This window comes from Janibacter sp. A1S7, assembly GCF_037198315.1.
Classification (GTDB): Bacteria; Actinomycetota; Actinomycetes; order Actinomycetales; family Dermatophilaceae; genus Janibacter; species Janibacter alittae.
This window is the reverse complement of the sequence record NZ_CP144913.1, coordinates 3,064,016-3,079,891: the sequence shown is the minus strand read 5'-3', so window position 1 is coordinate 3,079,891 and position 15,876 is coordinate 3,064,016. Positions and strand designations below refer to the sequence as shown.

Below are 15,876 nucleotides of genomic sequence, written 5' to 3'. Positions count from 1 at the left end.
GAGAGGTCGAGGATGACCACCGAGCCCCAGACACACCGTGAGCTGCCCGAGCGGGTCGACGTCCTCGTCGTCGGCGCCGGCCTGTCCGGGATCGGGGCCGCGCACCGCATCCGCGAGGCCAACCCCGACATCGAGCTCGCACTCGTCGAGGCGCGCGGGGTGACCGGCGGGACGTGGGATCTCTTCCGATACCCCGGGGTGCGCTCGGACTCCGACATGTCCACGCTGTCCTTTCCGTTCCGGCCGTGGACGGGCCGCAAGGCCATCGCCGACGGTGCCGACATCCTCGACTACATCCGCGAGACCGCCGAGGAGACCGGCATCGCCGAGCTGGTCCACACCGGCTGCCGGGTGAGCAGCGCGACCTGGTCGAGTGACCAGCAGGAGTGGACGGTCCACCTCGAGACCGCCGACGGCCCGCGGCAGGTGCGTGCCGGCTTCGTCCACCTCGGCAGCGGGTACTACGACTACGAGCAGACGCACGACCCGGGCTTCGACGGGGTCGAGGACTTCGCCGGGCAGGTGGTCCACCCGCAGTTCTGGCCGCAGGACCTCGAGCACGCCGGCCGGCGAGTCGTCGTCATCGGCTCCGGCGCCACGGCCGTCACCGTCGTGCCCGCGATGGCCGACGAGGCCGCGCACGTGACGATGCTGCAGCGCACCCCGAGCTACGTTGTCGACCAGCCCTCGGTCGACCCCTTCGTCCGGCTGCTGCGCCGGCGGCTGGGACCCCGGGCCGTGCAGTCCGCGACGCGGGTGAAGAACCTCGCCCTGCAGACCTTCCTCTATCAGCTCTCCCGGCGTCGGCCGAAGGCCGCCAGGCGGATCGTCCGGGGGAACCTCGGGCGCCACCTGCCCCAGGACGTCATCGACGAGCACTTCGACCCGCCGTACGACGTGTGGGACCAGCGTTTGTGCGTCGTGCCGGACGGCGACCTGTACGCGCAGATGCGCCGCGGGCGCGCCTGCGTCGTCACGGGGCACGTCGACCGCTTCGTCCCCGAGGGCATCCGCCTCACCGACGGCAGGATCGTGGAGGCGGACATCGTCGTCACCGCGACCGGCCTGCTGATGAAGGCCCTCGGCGGGATCCGTTTCGTCGTCGACGGGCAGGAGGTCCCGTTGGCCCGACGCTTCGCCTACCGGGGCCTGATGCTCGCCGGCGTCCCGAACGTCACCATGACGGTCGGCTACGTCAACGCCTCGTGGACGCTGCGCGCGGACCTCGTCAGCCGCTACGTCGCGCGGCTCGTGCGGCACATGCGTGACCGCGGCCTCGGGGTGGCCGTGCCCGTCGCCCCCGACGGCATGACCGCCGGCCCGATCCTCGACCTGACGTCCGGCTACGTGCAGCGCGTGATCTCCCGGTTCCCCAAGGTCGGTGACCGGGCGCCGTGGACGATGCCGCAGAACTACGTCAAGGACCTGATCGCCTTCCGCCGCGCGGATCTCACGCAGGACATGCTCTTCGTCCCGATCGGCGCGAAGGGGGAGCAGGTGCCCGTCGGCGCGCACGCACCGGAGGAGCTGCCGTTGCCGGGCAGCTCGAGCAACCTGGACGACTCCCTCGGCGACCGTCGGCCCGCAAGAGCCTGAGCAGTTGCGCAGAGAGGCTGCGTCGGATCTGCAAGAGCCTCGGCAGTTGCGGGGTGGGGGCGGTCGAAGCGCCTCGGGCGAACAAGTGAACAATGGGGCCATGACGATGCCCACGCAGCTTCGGGGGCGCCTGCGCCTCCCGGTGATCTCCGCACCGATGTTCCTCGGCTCCGGCCCCGATCTGGTCATCGGTGCCTGCCGCGCGGGGGTGCTCGGCACCTTCCCGGCCCTCAACCTGCGCACGACCGAGGACTTCGACGACTGGTTGACCCGGATCGAGGAGGCGCTCGCCCAGCCTGACGGTTCCGGACGCGAGCCCGCTCCGTACGGTGTGAACTTCATCGTCCACCGGACGAACAAGCGCATCGAGGCCGACCTGGAGAGGATCGTCGCGCACGAGGTCCCGGTCGTCATCACCAGCCTCGGCGCGGCCAAGGACGTCGTCGACGCGGTCCACTCCTACGGCGGTCTGGTCTTCCACGACGTCACCAACGCGAGGTTCGCGACCAAGGCCGCCGAGGCCGGCGTCGACGGACTGATCCTCGTCTCTGCAGGGGCCGGCGGGCACGCGGGCGGGCTCAACCCCTTCGCCCTGATCACCGAGGTCCGCCGTGTGTGGGACGGGCCGCTCATCCTCGGTGGCTCGCTGAGCACCGGGCGCGACGTCCTGGCCGCCCAGGCGGCCGGCGCGGACCTGGCATACATGGGCACGCGCTTCCTGGCGACGCAGGAGTCGATCGCCACCGAGGAGTACCGTGAGATGCTCGTGCGGTCCGGCGCCGAGGAGATCGTCTACACACCCTCGATCAGCACGATCCCGGGGAACTTCCTGCGCGAGAGCATCATCGGGGCCGGTCTCGACCCGGACAACCTGCCCGTCCCGGACGCGATCGACGTCTCCCACGTGACCAACCCGCACGCCCGGGAGCAGCCCACCGGCCCCGCACCCAAGGCGTGGAAGGACGTGTGGAGCGCCGGGCACTCCGTTGCCGGCATCACCGAGGTCCTCCCGGTGGCCCAGCTCGTCGACCAGCTCGAGGCCGAGTACCTCACGGCGAAGGGGGATCTGCTCGCCGTCATCGACGGCTGACCCACCGCGCGCAACGCCCACTGCGCAGTTCGGCTGCGTCCCCTACGTTGGGGACATGGCTGAACTTCCCACCCGCACCCTCGGGGACGGCACGTCGGTGCCGGTCCTCGGCTTCGGCACCTACCCCCTTCGTGGCGACACCGGCGTGCGCGCCATGGCCTCTGCACTCGAGGCCGGGTACCGCTTCCTCGACACGGCGGTGAACTACCGCAACGAGCGCGAGGTCACCGAGGCCATCCGGGCGAGCGGTGTCGACCGGGGTGACGTCTTCATCCAGACGAAGATCCCCGGTCGTGACCACCGGGGTGCCCACCGCAGTCTGCGCACGACGCTGCAGGTGATGGACCTCGACTTCGTCGACAGCGCCCTGATCCACTGGCCCAACCCCTCGCAGGGCACCTTCGTGCGTGCGTGGGAGCGGCTCGTCGAGGCGAAGGAGGAAGGGCTCGTCCGCTCGATCGGGGTCAGCAACTTCACGCCGCACCACCTCGACGCGATCATCGAGGCCACCGGCGTCACGCCCGCGTCGAACCAGATCGAGCTGCACCCCTTCTTCCCCCAGGTCCAGCAGCGCGCAGACAACGAGCGCCGCGGCATCACCACCCAGTCGTGGGCGCCGTTGGGTCGCGCGGGTGAGGTCCTGACGGCCGAGCCGGTGGCGACCGCGGCGCGGGCCCACGGGGTCACGCCGGCCCAGGTCGTCCTGCGCTGGCACCTGCACCTCGACGCGCTGCCGCTGCCGAAGTCCGCGGACCCGCAGCGCCAGGCGGGCAACCTCGAGGTGCTCGGCTTCGACCTCTCCGCCGCGCAGGTCGAGGCGATCACCGCGCTCGGCCGGCCCGACGGTCGTCTCTTCGACGCGGACCCGGACACCCACGAGGAGATGTGAGCCGCTGGCCCGTCGCGCCCGCCCCGGGAGAGGCGACGCCCGCCCCCTTCGGCATGTCGCAGTACTGCGTGGCCGACCCGGCCCGGCGCGCTCCTGACCGCCCGGCACTCGTGGTCGTGCACACCGGCCCGGGGGACGAGTCGTCGTGGACCTTCGCGCAGGTCGACGACACCGTCCGTGCCGTCGCGGCCGGGCTGACCGGGCTCGGCCTGGAGCGCGGTGACCGGGTGCTGCTGCGGATGGGCAACCGGGCGGAGTTCCCCTTCGTCTTCTTCGGTGCGATCGCCGCCGGCCTCGTCGCCGTCCCCACCAGTGCCCAGCTGACGAGCGAGGAGGCCGCAGGTCTGCTCACCGACTGCGGCGCGAAGGCGGTCGCCCTCGACGAGGACCTGCCGCTGACCGTCCCGCCGCACATCCCGACGATCACGGCACACACGATCGGCGAGTGGGTCGCCGGCGACGAGCGCGCCGAGCACGATGTCGGCCACCCGGACCGGGCCGCGTTCATCAGCTACACCTCCGGCACCACCGGCAGGCCGAAGGGGGTCACCCACGCCCATCGCAGCGCGTGGGGGCGACGTCCGATGTACCGCGGCTGGTACGGCCTGACCGAGGGCGACGTCATGGTGCACGCGGGGGCGCTGAACTGGACGTACACACTCGGCGTCGGCCTGAGCGACCCGTGGGCGAACGCCGCGACGGCAGTCGTCCACGACGGCCCGCGGGACCGGCTGCTCTGGCCTCGTCTGGTCGAGGCGTACGGCGCGACCCACCTCGCTGCGGTGCCCGGCGTCTACCGGCACCTGCTGCGACACGGTGACCCCGACGAGTGGGACCTGTCCTCGCTGCGGGCGGCGCTCGTGGCCGGTGAGGCCCTCCCCTCGCCGCTGTGGCGGGAGTGGACCGAATCGACCGGGGTGCCGCTGTACGAGGCGCTCGGGATGAGCGAGATCTCGACCTTCGTCTCCAGCGGCCCCGACGTGCCGGTGCGACCCGGGAGCCCCGGCCGCGCCCAACCCGGTCGCCGGATCACCGTGCTCGACCCCGACCGGCTCGACGACCCGACCCCGCTGCCGGTGGGGGAGAACGGTCGCCTGGCCGTCCACCGTGACGACCCGGGTCTGATGCTGGGCTACTGGCGTCGTCCGGAGGAGAACCTCGAGGTGCTGCGCGGTGAATGGTTCGTCACCAATGACCTGGCCTCCCTCGACGCCGACGGGTACCTGACCTATCAGGGCCGCTGCGACGACGTGATCACCGCGATGGGGTACCGGATCTCACCGAATGAGATCGAGGGCGCGCTCTCCGACGTCGATGGTGTGGCCGAGGTCGCGGCCGGTCCGCTGGACGTCGGTGACGGCGTGACCCTCGTCTGCGCGTGGGTCGTGCCGACCGATCCGGCGACTGACGCGGTGACGATCCGCGAGCGCGTGCTCGCCCGGGCCGGTGAGCGACTCGCCGCCTACAAGCACCCGCGCGAGGTGCGCGTGATCGATGCGCTGCCACGCACGACCAACGGGAAGGTGATCCGCCGGGAGCTGCGGTGACCTCCCGACCCGAGGTCAGCGGCGGGTCAGTCCCACTCGGAAGCCGACGGGCATCAGCGTCAACCTCTCGGTGATCGTCAGCTGGTAGTCGGGCTCGGGCATGATGTCGAAGCGGTGCAGCAGCTTCGCCAGGACGATCACCGCCTCGTGGAGCGCGAACTGGCGACCGATGCAGGCGCGCTCGCCGGTGCCGAAGGGCTTGTAGGCGTGAGCGGGACGCGCCCGGTTGTGCTCCGGCAGGAAGCGGTCGGGGTCGAAGCGGTCCGGGTCCGGCCACACGTCCGGGTCGCGGTGCAACTGCGGGATGAAGACGAGCATCGAGTCCTGCGGCGTCATCGTCAGCCCGCCGGGCACGCCGGCGCTGCCGTCGACCCCGATGACCGTCGTCTCCCGCGGGGAGCGCGCGAAGCCGGGAGCCGTCGGCCACAGCCGCAGCGTCTCGTCGACGACTCGGCGCAGGTAGCGCAGCTTGGGCACCTGCTCGAAGGTCGGCGTCGCCGTGGGATCCGTGCCCAGCACCTCGTCGAGCTCGGCGCGGACCCGGGCGAGCACCTCCGGCTCGCGGGTGAGGTGGTACAGCGCGAAGGACAGTGCGCCGGAGGTGGTCTCGTGCCCGGCGACGAGGAGGGTGAGGATCTGGTGGCGCACGTTCTGTGCCTCGAGCATCGTCCCGGCATCGTCGACCGGCACCTGCATCATCCGCCCGAGCAGGTCGTCGACCTGCTCACCGCTCGCCGCGCGCTCGGCGACGATCCGCTGCAGCAGGTCGTCGATGTAGCGGTGTCGGTCCAGCGCTCGGCGGTCGTGCCGGCGCACCAGGTGCCGGCCGACGAGCGGGAGCGAGGCGAGGTTGGAGCGGCCGGCCGCGTAGGACATGGAGGCGACGAAGGTCGTGACGAAGGGGTCGACCTCCTCGGTCTCGAAGCTGGCGAAGGTGTGGCTGAAGGCCGCGCGCGCGATCGACTCGAGGGTGAGCTTGGTCAGCCACGGGGAGACGTCGACGTGGTGCCCGGCGCTCCCGGCCTCCTCCCACACGTCGATGAGTTCGTCCGTGGTCTCGACCATGACGTCGTGGTAGCGCCGCATCGCGGGCTTGGCGAAGGCCGGGACGAGCAGGTCGTGCGCGAGACGCCAGTTGGGCTCGTCGGTGTGGGCGGTGAAGAGACCGTCGCCGACGAACATCCGCAGGTCGTGCACGCCGGGGGCGAGGGTCTTGACGAAGCGCTTGTCGTCGCAGAGCTCGCCGACGAGGTCGACCCCGGCGACGAAGACGAACTTGCGCCCCAGGGCGAGAATCTCGTAGACCGGCCCGAGGTCGCGCGCGACGGCCAGCATGTTCTGCACCGGCGTCGTCGGGTCGGCGCCCTTGGCGAAGGCGTCCCCGAGGACACGGCGACGCCCGGGCGGGTGGGGGAAGTCGTGGCCGGACCATCCCATCCCGGTGCTTGGTGGGTGGGTGGTGAGCGTGTCCCGCGAGCCTGCGGAGACCCGTCGCAACCGGGTGGACACGGCCATCGGGGCCACCTTTCGTCAGGTGTAGCGATCCAGTTCACCGTAGCCGCGCAGGATGTGCGGGTCCATGGTTGCGGTCCCTGTCCGACGGGGGCGGGGGCATGGGATGATGTCGCCATGAGCAAGCATCCTCGTCTTCCGCATCCCCCGACGGGCCCGCACTCCGTCGAGGAGTTGGGCCACGCACAGAACCCTGCGTGGTGGACCGTCATGGCCATCGGGATCCTGTCGGGCGGCATCGGCACGCTGGCCGTCATCCTGCTGAGCCCCACCTTGGGGATCGTCGCCGCCATCCTGGCCGTGGTGACGATCGTGGCCGGCGTCGTGATGGCCCGGATGGGCATGGGCAGCTACACCTACAGCAAGGGCGGCGACTCCGCGACCGACAGCGAGTCCCTCGGCATCCAGTAGCAGCTCCCGCACACTCGCGCGACGTGGCGGGTGGTCATCGCCCCCGGGTGGTGACCACCCGCCATCGTTCGTTGGTCAGGCCCCGGGGACCTCGTCCTCGATCTCGGCCAGCCACCGCGCCCCGGAGACGTCGCTCGGCATCCGCCAGTCACCACGCGGCGACAGTGACCCGCCGGGCAGCACCTTCGGGCCGTTGGGCATCGCCGACCGCTTGAACTGGTTCGCGAAGAACCGCTCGACGAAGACGACCAGCCAGCGGCGGATCATCGCGAGGTCGTACTCCCCGCGATCCTCCTCGGGCACGGAGGCGGGCCACGCCCCCTTCGTCGCGTCCGACCACGCCTGCTCGGCGAGGAAGGCGATCTTGCTCGGGCGGTAGCCGTGCCGCAGCACGTGGTAGAGCGTGAAGTCCTGCAGGGCGTACGGGCCGATCTTGTTCTGGGTGGACTGGGGACGGTCCCCGTCCGTGCTCGGCACGAGCTCCGGGCTGATCTCGGTGTCGAGGACGGAGCGCAGTGTGTCGGAGACCTCCGGCAGCTGCTCGGAGTCGGCGACCCAGTGCACGAGCTGTTGCATCAGCGTCTTGGGGACGCCGGCGTTGACCCCGTAGTGGCTCATCTGGTCGCCGACCCCGTAGGTGCACCAGCCCAGGGCCAGCTCGGAGAGGTCGCCCGTGCCCAGGACGATCCCGCCGCGCTGGTTGGCGATGCGGAAGAGATAGTCGGTGCGCAGCCCGGCCTGGACGTTCTCGAAGGTCACGTCGTAGACCTCGTCCCCGTGGTCGGCGTCGGGGTGGAGACCGAAGGGATGGCCCATCTCGCGGAGCATCTGGCTGGCGGCGGGCCGGATGTCCAGCTCCTCCCACGTGATGCCCAGGGCTTCCATCAGGTCGACGGCGTTGGTCCTCGTGCGGTCACTCGTGGCGAAGCCCGGCATGGTGATGCCGATGATGTCGGTGCGTGGCCGCTCGAGGCGGTCCATCGCCTTGGCCGCGACGAGCAGCGCGTGGGTGGAGTCCAGCCCGCCGCTCACCCCGAGGATGATCTTCGGCTGCCAACCGGGCCGGCCGATGGCGCGCAGCCGTTGCTCCAGACCGGAGACCTGGATGTTGTAGGCCTCGAAGCAGTCCCGGGCCAGTCGCGCCTCGTCGTCGGGGACGAAGGGGAAGCGGTCCACGTGGCGCCGCAGCCCCAGGTGGCCGGTCGGCGGGTCGAGCTCGAGGTGGATCTCCCGGAAGGGAGCCTCGGCGATGCCGGCGGCGATCGCGTTGTCGTCGAAGGATCCCTGCCGCAGACGCTCCTGGCGCAACCGGTCGACGTCGATGTCGACGACCGTCGCGCGGGGACCACGAGGGAAGCGCTCGGACTCACCCAGGAGGTCACCCCCTTCGTAGACCATCGTCTGGCCGTCCCACGACAGGTCGGTGGTCGACTCACCCTCGCTCGCGGCCGCGTAGACGTAGGCGGCGTTGCAGCGCATCGAGGCGGCACGGGCCATCAGGTGGCGGTCGTCGGCCCGGGCGACGGTGATGGGCGAGGCGGACAGGTTGAGCAGGACGGTGGCACCGGCCAGGGCGGCTTCGTGGCTCGGCGGGAGGGGGACCCACGCGTCCTCGCAGACCTCGGCATGCACGACGAGACCCGGCACGTCGTCGACGTGGACGAGCACGTCGGTGCCGAAGGGGACCCCGTCGAGCAGGTCGACCGCGTCTCCGGTCGCAAAGGTCGGGCGGAACCACTCGTCGGCGATGCCCGCGCCGGAGGCGAAGTGCCGCTTCTCGTAGAACTCGCGGTAGTTGGCGGGGTAGGACTTCGGCGCGATGCCCAGGACCTCGCCGCGGTGGATGAGGACCGCGCAGTTGTAGAGGCGATTGCGGTGGCGAAGGGGGGCCCCCACCGCGACCAGCGGCATCAGGTCGGTCGTCTGCTCGGCGAGGTGGACGAGGGCGGCCTCGACGTCACGCAGCAGCACGTCCTGCAGGAGCAGGTCGTCGATGGCGTAGCCGCTCAGGCCGAGCTCGGGGAAGAGGGCGACGGCGACGCCCTCCTGGTGGAGGTGCCGGATCTGCTCCAGCGTCGCCCCGGCATTGGCGAAGGGGTCGGCCATCGTCACCGGCAGCGTGCACGCCGCCACCCGCGCGAAACCGTGGCGGTAGAGGTTGCGGAAGTCCCGGTCCGACGAATCGCTCATGAGCCCGACCCTATGGCCCCCACCCGGCCGACGTGGCCGGAGCCGGTGGCACGCGTGTGGGGCGACGACCTGGTCGGCGCGGGTCAGCGCCGGTGGTCCCAGCGGGACGGGTGGTGCTCCAGCGCATCCCGGTCCCAGTGACCGCGATCGGCAGCGGCCTCGTAGGTGGTGTGCAGGAACTCCAGCAGCGCCTGGTCGGGGTCGGGCGCGGTGCGCACGGCCTCGTAGGGCAGCAGGAACAGGCCGCTGTCGGAGCTGAAGTACGCCTCGCCGGGGCCGACCGGGTACTCGGTGAAGCCATCCGGCTCCGGGTAGGCGTAGGCGTAGAAGGCGCCCTCGTCCCCACCGCCGGGCCAGAACCCGCAGCTGCTCAACTCGTGGGAGTAGCCCTCCTCCATCACCCAGTCGGCGCAGTTCGGGGCGCCACCGGGGTGCGTCGGTGCGGTACGCCCGGAGAAGCGGGTGCAGGCCAGGTCCATGCCTCCCCAGAAGAAGTGCACCGGGCTGACCTTGCCGATGAAGTGGGCGCGGAACTGCTGCATCACCCGGTCGGCCTGGACCAGCTGGCGCCAGAACAGCCGAGCCGCGTCGGGGTCGTAGGAGGCGTGGTCGCGGTCCTCGGCGAAGGGGATCGAAGGGTCCACCTCGTTGGGTCGGGCCTGGATCCGGGTCTGCAGGCCCAGCTCGTCCAGGGCCGTCATGAACTCGTCGTAGAAGTCCGCGACCGCCTTCGCTTCGAGGGCGATCTGTCGCGTCGAACCATCATCGACGCGGATGCGCAGCTGGTGGTCGATGAAGTCGAACTCGATGTCGAAGACCCGGGTGCCGTACGGAATGGACGAGGTCGTCAACCCACGCGGTCCGACGTAGAGCGGCACCTGCCACCAGTGGTTGACCAGCGGCGAGTGCGCCATGCGGATCTTGCCGACGATCTGGGTCCACATGTGCAGGGTGTCGCGGGTGTCGGTCCAGTCCTCCACCCGCAGGCCCGGCCAGGCGCTCTGTGCGGTCATCGGGTCTCTCCCATCGTCTGCTTCGCCCAGTCGGCGAAGGATGTCCAGCCGATCTCGGGGTGCTCGGCGTGCAGGGCGGTGAGGTCGACGCGGTAGCCGGGCCCGCGCAGGAAACTCCACATGGCGTGCATGTCCGCGTTGTCGATCGTCTCGAGGTCCACCTGCTCGTGCCGGACGGGGCGGCCCAGCGCCGTGCCGAGAGCCTGCGCCATCTGCGTGGGCGTGGGCCTGTCGCTGGCGAGCTCGATGCGCTGGCCGACGAAGGACTCGGGCGCCGTCAGCACGGCTGCGGCGAAGTGCCCCAGATCGGCGCGGGCCATCTGCTGCAGCGGACGGTCGGGGTCGAGGGGCAGGTCGAGGACCCCATCCCGGATCCGGTCCTCGCCGCCGAGTGCGTTGTCGAAGAAGTAGGTGGGCCCCAGGATCGTGTGGGGCACGTCGCCCACGGCGAGCTCGCGCTCGATGACGGCCTTGCTCTCGAAGTGCGGCACGCCGCTGTCCTGATCGGCGCCGGCGACGGAGCTGAACACCAGGTGCGGCACCCGGGCGGTGCCGGCCGCCGCGAGGATCGCCCGCCCCTGCTCGATCTCCGCGTCCGTCCCCGCCTCGAAGGGGGTGGTCAGGGCAAACACGCCGGACACCTCGCGCATGGCCGCGGTCAGGGAGTCGCGCTCGTCCAGCGAGCCGGCGACCACTTCCACGGCTCGGTCCTGCAGCCGCCGGGCCGAGTCCTTGGCCGGGTCGCGGACGAGCGCGCGCACGGGGAGCCCGTGGTCGAGCAGCGCGTCGACGACGGCGCCGCCCTGGCCGCCGGTCGCTCCGAGGACCAGTACCGGTTGTTGTGCTCCTGCCATGACACTTCCTTCATCGTTGGGTGGCACACCGCCACCACGCCGGATGCGTCGTCACAACGGTAGCCGCTCAGCATCCGTGCCAGCCCCTGCGGCGGCACTGAGGACCCGGGTGGCCAGAGCGTCAGGGGTGCATCCGGAGTCGATGAGCCCGGAAGGCGACGTTCCGGGGCGTGCGTCGGTCACTACAGTGAGCAGATGGGTGTGGCGGACGGCGGACGATCGGACTCGGGCCCTCACCCGAGCGCCGAGGACCCCGGGGCCGATGGGGTGACCACCCCGCACAGGTGGGCGGCACTGTGGGTCCTGGCGTTGGGGCTGGGCATGATCATCCTGGACGGAACCATCGTCGGGGTGGCGCTGCCGGCGATCATCACCGACCTCGATCTGGACCTCACCGAGGCGCAGTGGATCAACAGCATCTACTCGGTCGTCTTCGCAGCCCTGCTGCTGTCGACCGGCCGGATCGGTGACCGACTCGGCCGCAAACGGCTGTTCCTCGCCGGGACGACCACCTTCGTGGTCGGCTCGGTCCTGGCAGGGCTCTCCGGCTCGGCCACCCCGCTGCTGCTGGCCCGGGTCGTGCAGGGCGTGGGCGGGTCGATGGTGCTGCCCGCCACCCTCTCGACCGTCAACGCAGTGTTCCGTGGCAAGGATCGTGCTGCTGCCTTCGGCGTGTGGGGGGCGACGATGTCCGGGGCGGCCGCCGTCGGGCCGCTGCTCGGCGGGTGGCTGACCGACTCCTTCTCCTGGGAGTGGATCTTCTGGGTCAACGTCCCGATCGGTGTTGCCGTGATCGTCGCGACCGTGCTGCTGGTCCCGGAGACCCGGGGCACGATCACCTCCCGCGGGCTCGACGTGGACGGCTTCCTGCTGTCGGCCCTGGGCGTGGGTGCCCTGGTCTTCGCCATCATCGAAGGACCGTCGATGGGTTGGTGGGCGCCGACCCGGGAGGCGACGTTCCTGTTCTGGACGTGGCCCGAGAGCGCCGCGCTCTCCCCGGTTCCCGTGCTCGGGTTGCTCGGGCTGGTGGCCATCGCGCTCTTCGTGCTGTGGGAGCGACACCGGGCCCGAGTCGGCCGGTCGGCGTTGTTGGATCTCTCGCTGTTCGCCCTCCCCAGATTCAGTTGGGGCAATGTCACCGCTGCGATGGTCGCAGTGGGCGAGTTCGCGCTGATCTTCGTGCTGCCGCTCTACCTCGTCTCCGCCCGTGGGCTGAGTGTCCTGCAGGCGGGCTTCGTCCTCGCCGCGATGGCGATCGGCGCCTTCATCGCCGGCGCCCAGGCACGCCATCTGGCCGACCGGATCGGGCCACCGGCAGTGGTCGTCGTCGGTCTCGCTCTGGAGGTGATCGGCATCGGCGTGATGGCGCTCCTGCTCGCGCCCTCGGTCAGCGTGTGGCTGATGACCATCCCGCTCGTCGTCTACGGGCTGGGACTGGGACTGGCCTCTGCGCAACTCACCTCCCTCGTCCTCGCTGACGTGCCGACCGCGGAGTCCGGGCAGGGGTCGGCGACCCAGAGCGCGGTGCGGCAGGTCGGCATGGCCATCGGCACTGCCGTCGCCGGAGCGCTGCTGTCGGTGGGGCTGGGGCACTACCTGTCAACCGGTACCCCCGTGGACGAAGCGACCCGGACCTCTGCCGGAGGGGCACTGCAGGGCCTGCGTGAGAAGGGTGGCCAGCCGGACCTGGTCGCCGAGCTGAGCCGTCAGTTCGCGCAGGCGACCCAGGTGCCTCTCCTGGGCGCAGTCGCCTTCCTGGCCCTGGGTCTGGTGGGGGCGCTGATCATGCTGCGCCTGAGCAGACGCAACCACCCACCTCAGTGATCACTGTCCCTCAGTCGCGCTCGCTCCACCGCGCGGACTCCAGCAGCGCGTCCCGGTCGTGCAAGGTCGTGCGGGCCCGGCCCCGGGACTCCCCGAGCGCGATCTCGGCGGCGTCGATCGCGCGCCACCCGTCGACGGTGACGTAGCGGACGCCGCGATCCGACAGGTGGGTGGTCACCGCGTCCGGGTCCGGTTGTGCCGCCCGCGGGAGCCGCGGCGCGTCGGCGATCAGCGAGTGCACCGTCGCGGTGGCGTCCTTCTTGTTCGTCCCGATGATGCCGGTCGGTCCTCGCTTGATCCAGCCGGCCACGTACTCACCGGGGACGACCGCGTCGTCGTCGAGGACACGGCCCTCGTGGTGGGGGATGATGCCGCGGGCGGTGTCGAAGGGGACGCCGGCCAGCGGCATCCCGCGGTACCCCACCGACCGCACGACGAGGTCGGCGTCGATCGTCGTGTAGTCACCGGTCCCACCCAGGGAGCCGTCGGCGTCGAGCCGGGTGCGTTCGACGCGGACGCCGGTGACCCGGTCGCGTCCGATGATCTCGACCGGCTGGGAGAAGAAGCCGAGCCTGATCGTGCGCCGGCCCCCGCCCTTCGCCCTCGTGGACCAATCCGCGAGGACCTGCATGTTGCGCTCTCGACGCCGCTCACCCTCGATGTCGGCCTCGCTGACCGGATCGAGCGCGAGGTCGCGTGGATCCACGAGCACGTCGGCGTCGGCGAGTTCCCCCAGCTCCCTGAGCTCCTTGGTCGTGAACGCGGCCTGGGCCGGGCCCCGGCGTCCGAGCACGGTCACGCTTCTGATGCTGCTCGTGGCCAGCAGGTCGAGCACGTGCTGCGGCATGTCCGTGTGCTCGAGCTCGGGAGCGGTCTTGCTCAGCACCCGCGTCACGTCGACGGCGACGTTGCCGACACCGATGACCACGGCGGATGTGGCTGCCATGATCGCGGCCTCCACGCGCTCGGCCGCCGCATCCGGGTGCCCGCAGTACCAGTTGACGAGCTCGGTGGCGGAGATGGTGCCGGCCAGGTCCTCGCCGGGGATCTCCAGGTGTTGGTCCGTCGCCGCCCCGTAGGTGAAGACGATTGCGTCGTAGAACCGGTGCAGCTCCTCGACGCTGATGTCCGTGCCGACCTCCACATTGGCCAGCAGCCGCACCGCGGAGTGGTCGAGCACGGCCGCGAGGGTGTGGCGTACCGAGCGCAGACTCAGGTGATCGGGAGCGACCCCGTACCGCGCGAGGCCGAAGGGGGCCGGCAGCCGGTCGAGGACATCGACGCTGACCTCGACATCGTCCTGGCTCGTCAGGGCCTCGGCGGCGTAGAGCCCCGATGGTCCCGAGCCGATGATCGCCACCCGCAGCGGGGAAGTACCGGATCTGCTGTCTGGCATAGGTGCTGCACCCTCCTCGGCCCAGTCTAGGAGGAGGGCCCGCCATCCGTGGGCACTTCTCGACGGATCCCGGCATCCGGTCGGCCGAGCCGGCCAAGAGCGTCCGGCGGCGCCACCCCCTTCGCCCGAGTGCGGCCGCGCAGCGTGGCTGAGCAGGACTTCCTCGGGGGTCACCCGGGTTTCGAACTCGTGTGAAGGCGGGGTTTATCGGGTGGCCCGAGAATCGAGTGACGGGTGGGGCGTGAAGCCTACCGCCGACGGGCGCTCGCGGCGGCGACCTGCTGGAGCAGATCCACAGCCAGCGTGGCTGCCTCGTTGGTGCGCGCCACGGGCGCGGTGAGGGCGACCAGGTCCCGGACCGGGTTGGGCTTGGTCAGGCGCAGCCGGCGCACGGTCTTCGGCAGCGAGCGACTGGCCATGTCCGGCAGGACCGTGATGCCGACTCCGGCCGCGACGAAGGCCGTCGCCGTGTGGTGGTCCTGCGCCTCGACCGTGTACCGCGGACGGAATCCCGCTGCCCGACAGGCCCGGTCGACCATGTCCTGGGTGATCCCGGCGGAGATGTCGTTGCTGATCCACTTCTCCTCGGCGAGCTCGGACATCTCGACCCGGCGTCGGCCCGCGAGGCGGTGGCCGGCCGGCACGAGCGCGACGAAGTGGTCGGTCATCAGCGGAGTGACCAGGTGACCCGGGCGCACCGAGGTCGTCGGGTCGACGGGGACGACATCGATGTCCACGGGCGGTGACTCACCCACCGGGTATCCCTCCGTGAGCACCATCCGCAGCGTCAGGTCGGGCATCTTCGTCTGGATCCGTTTGGCCAGCTGCGGCATCCACCGGTAGCCGGCCGATGCGAAGTAGCCGATCTCCAGTGATCCGGTCGCCCCCTGGCGCAGGTCGTCGACGACGGCGTCGATGCGCTTGAGTTCCGACAGCAGCGGTGCGCTCTCCTGCGCGAGGGTGTGCGCCGCGGGAGTGGGGGCGATGCCGCGACCGTCGCGGGTGAAGAGTGTGAGTTGTGTCTCCTTCTGCAATGCAGCGATCTGCTGACTGACTGCGGAGGGGGACAACCCCAGGTGCTCTGCGGCGGCGTTGACCGAGCCGGAGGCCATGACGGACAAGAAGATCCTCACGCGATGTGCATCGACCATGTGCAGGATCCTAGCCAATAATGAAGTAGAACTGCATGATCATTCGGAACTCTGAATTTGAGAAGGATAGTTGAACACAGCAGTATCAAGGTCATGAAGAAGATCTGGATGACCACCAAGAACGCACTCCGTCCCGGGTCCGAGCGCAGGCACGCGCCCCGGCACGCGGCCGAGCACGACCCGGAGCACACCTCGCACACCCCCTATGACCAGCGCATGAGCGACCGCTTCCGCCCCTCGCTCTCCACACGCTGATCCTCGGTGGGGTTCGGGGGACATCCAGCCCGACCCCGCCCATGACGAAGGGGGCTTCGCACCACACGGCGCGAAGCCCCCTTCGTCATGCGTCACCGCGCGTCCGAGGTGGCTCCCCCGGGGTTTCTCCGGGTTCGCCTGAGTAGGG

13 protein-coding genes are annotated in these 15,876 nt (G+C 70.7%); 7 read left to right on the top strand and 6 right to left on the bottom strand.

From position 1 onward, the window contains the following. Window positions 1-12: 12 nt before the first annotated feature. The 4 genes from V1351_RS14840 to V1351_RS14825 all read left to right on the top strand — a co-directional run bounded on the left by V1351_RS14840 (window position 13) and on the right by V1351_RS14825 (window position 5,122). Complete coding sequence (locus V1351_RS14840; protein ID WP_338748967.1) at window positions 13-1,596, top strand: flavin-containing monooxygenase; 1,584 nt, start codon at window positions 13-15, stop codon at window positions 1,594-1,596. 106 nt (window positions 1,597-1,702) lie between these two features. Continuing rightward, complete coding sequence (locus tag V1351_RS14835; protein WP_338748966.1) at window positions 1,703-2,686, top strand: NAD(P)H-dependent flavin oxidoreductase; 984 nt, start codon at window positions 1,703-1,705, stop codon at window positions 2,684-2,686. A gap of 55 nt (window positions 2,687-2,741) precedes the next feature. Beyond that, entirely contained in the window at window positions 2,742-3,575 is an 834-nt protein-coding gene (locus V1351_RS14830; protein ID WP_338748965.1) for an aldo/keto reductase, read from the top strand. Continuing rightward, complete coding sequence (locus V1351_RS14825; protein ID WP_338748964.1) at window positions 3,572-5,122, top strand: class I adenylate-forming enzyme family protein; 1,551 nt, start codon at window positions 3,572-3,574, stop codon at window positions 5,120-5,122. Before V1351_RS14830 ends, V1351_RS14825 begins: the two co-directional genes overlap by 4 nt. A 15-nt stretch (window positions 5,123-5,137) precedes the next feature. On the opposite strand, the gene V1351_RS14820 is transcribed toward V1351_RS14825, so the two are convergent. Then, entirely contained in the window at window positions 5,138-6,637 is a 1,500-nt protein-coding gene (locus V1351_RS14820; protein WP_338748963.1) for a cytochrome P450, read from the bottom strand. A gap of 114 nt (window positions 6,638-6,751) precedes the next feature. On the opposite strand from V1351_RS14820, the gene V1351_RS14815 reads away from it, so the two are divergent. Continuing rightward, complete coding sequence (locus V1351_RS14815) at window positions 6,752-7,045, top strand: hypothetical protein (RefSeq protein ID WP_338748962.1); 294 nt, start codon at window positions 6,752-6,754, stop codon at window positions 7,043-7,045. A 75-nt stretch (window positions 7,046-7,120) separates the two neighbouring features. On the opposite strand, the gene V1351_RS14810 is transcribed toward V1351_RS14815, so the two are convergent. The 3 genes from V1351_RS14810 to V1351_RS14800 all read right to left on the bottom strand — a co-directional run bounded on the left by V1351_RS14810 (window position 7,121) and on the right by V1351_RS14800 (window position 11,102). Next, the gene (locus V1351_RS14810) at window positions 7,121-9,235 is read right to left on the bottom strand and encodes an NAD(+) synthase (protein ID WP_338748961.1); all 2,115 of its coding nucleotides are present in this window, start codon (window positions 9,233-9,235) and stop codon (window positions 7,121-7,123) included. Between the two features lie 83 nt (window positions 9,236-9,318). Continuing rightward, entirely contained in the window at window positions 9,319-10,248 is a 930-nt protein-coding gene (locus V1351_RS14805) for a DUF5996 family protein (RefSeq protein ID WP_338748960.1), read from the bottom strand. After that, window positions 10,245-11,102 carry an NmrA/HSCARG family protein gene (locus V1351_RS14800; RefSeq protein WP_338748959.1) on the bottom strand — a complete coding sequence of 286 codons (858 nt, stop codon included), beginning with the start codon at window positions 11,100-11,102 and terminating at the stop codon, window positions 10,245-10,247. Before V1351_RS14800 ends, V1351_RS14805 begins: the two co-directional genes overlap by 4 nt. A gap of 195 nt (window positions 11,103-11,297) precedes the next feature. Here V1351_RS14800 and V1351_RS14795 point away from each other — a divergent pair, with 195 nt between their 5' ends. After that, the gene (locus tag V1351_RS14795) at window positions 11,298-12,926 is read left to right on the top strand and encodes a DHA2 family efflux MFS transporter permease subunit (protein WP_338748958.1); all 1,629 of its coding nucleotides are present in this window, start codon (window positions 11,298-11,300) and stop codon (window positions 12,924-12,926) included. A gap of 10 nt (window positions 12,927-12,936) precedes the next feature. Here V1351_RS14795 and V1351_RS14790 read toward each other — a convergent pair whose 3' ends face one another. Together V1351_RS14790 and V1351_RS14785 are read right to left on the bottom strand one after the other, a co-directional pair. After that, window positions 12,937-14,322, bottom strand: coding sequence for an NAD(P)-binding protein (locus V1351_RS14790; protein ID WP_338748957.1), 1,386 nt, complete (start codon window positions 14,320-14,322; stop codon window positions 12,937-12,939). 248 nt (window positions 14,323-14,570) lie between these two features. Then, complete coding sequence (locus V1351_RS14785) at window positions 14,571-15,473, bottom strand: LysR family transcriptional regulator (protein ID WP_338748956.1); 903 nt, start codon at window positions 15,471-15,473, stop codon at window positions 14,571-14,573. Between the two features lie 108 nt (window positions 15,474-15,581). Between V1351_RS14785 and V1351_RS14780 the strand changes: the two genes are divergently transcribed. Then, on the top strand, window positions 15,582-15,728 hold the full coding sequence (locus tag V1351_RS14780; protein ID WP_338748955.1) for a hypothetical protein: 147 nt from the start codon (window positions 15,582-15,584) through the stop codon (window positions 15,726-15,728). Window positions 15,729-15,876: the final 148 nt, after the last annotated feature.

What these genes read in the sequence shown, in the direction of transcription:
- V1351_RS14785 (WP_338748956.1), bottom strand. Translation starts at nt 15,473, where the DNA reads ATGGTCGATGCACATCGCGTGAGGATCTTCTTGTCCGTCATGGCCTCC.
- V1351_RS14795 (WP_338748958.1), top strand. Translation starts at nt 11,298, where the DNA reads ATGGGTGTGGCGGACGGCGGACGATCGGACTCGGGCCCTCACCCGAGC.
- V1351_RS14810 (WP_338748961.1), bottom strand. Translation starts at nt 9,235, where the DNA reads ATGAGCGATTCGTCGGACCGGGACTTCCGCAACCTCTACCGCCACGGT.
- V1351_RS14840 (WP_338748967.1), top strand. Translation starts at nt 13, where the DNA reads ATGACCACCGAGCCCCAGACACACCGTGAGCTGCCCGAGCGGGTCGAC.
- V1351_RS14835 (WP_338748966.1), top strand. Translation starts at nt 1,703, where the DNA reads ATGCCCACGCAGCTTCGGGGGCGCCTGCGCCTCCCGGTGATCTCCGCA.
- V1351_RS14800 (WP_338748959.1), bottom strand. Translation starts at nt 11,102, where the DNA reads ATGGCAGGAGCACAACAACCGGTACTGGTCCTCGGAGCGACCGGCGGC.
- V1351_RS14830 (WP_338748965.1), top strand. Translation starts at nt 2,742, where the DNA reads ATGGCTGAACTTCCCACCCGCACCCTCGGGGACGGCACGTCGGTGCCG.
- V1351_RS14790 (WP_338748957.1), bottom strand. Translation starts at nt 14,322, where the DNA reads ATGCCAGACAGCAGATCCGGTACTTCCCCGCTGCGGGTGGCGATCATC.
- V1351_RS14820 (WP_338748963.1), bottom strand. Translation starts at nt 6,637, where the DNA reads ATGGCCGTGTCCACCCGGTTGCGACGGGTCTCCGCAGGCTCGCGGGAC.
- V1351_RS14805 (WP_338748960.1), bottom strand. Translation starts at nt 10,248, where the DNA reads ATGACCGCACAGAGCGCCTGGCCGGGCCTGCGGGTGGAGGACTGGACC.
- V1351_RS14815 (WP_338748962.1), top strand. Translation starts at nt 6,752, where the DNA reads ATGAGCAAGCATCCTCGTCTTCCGCATCCCCCGACGGGCCCGCACTCC.
- V1351_RS14780 (WP_338748955.1), top strand. Translation starts at nt 15,582, where the DNA reads ATGACCACCAAGAACGCACTCCGTCCCGGGTCCGAGCGCAGGCACGCG.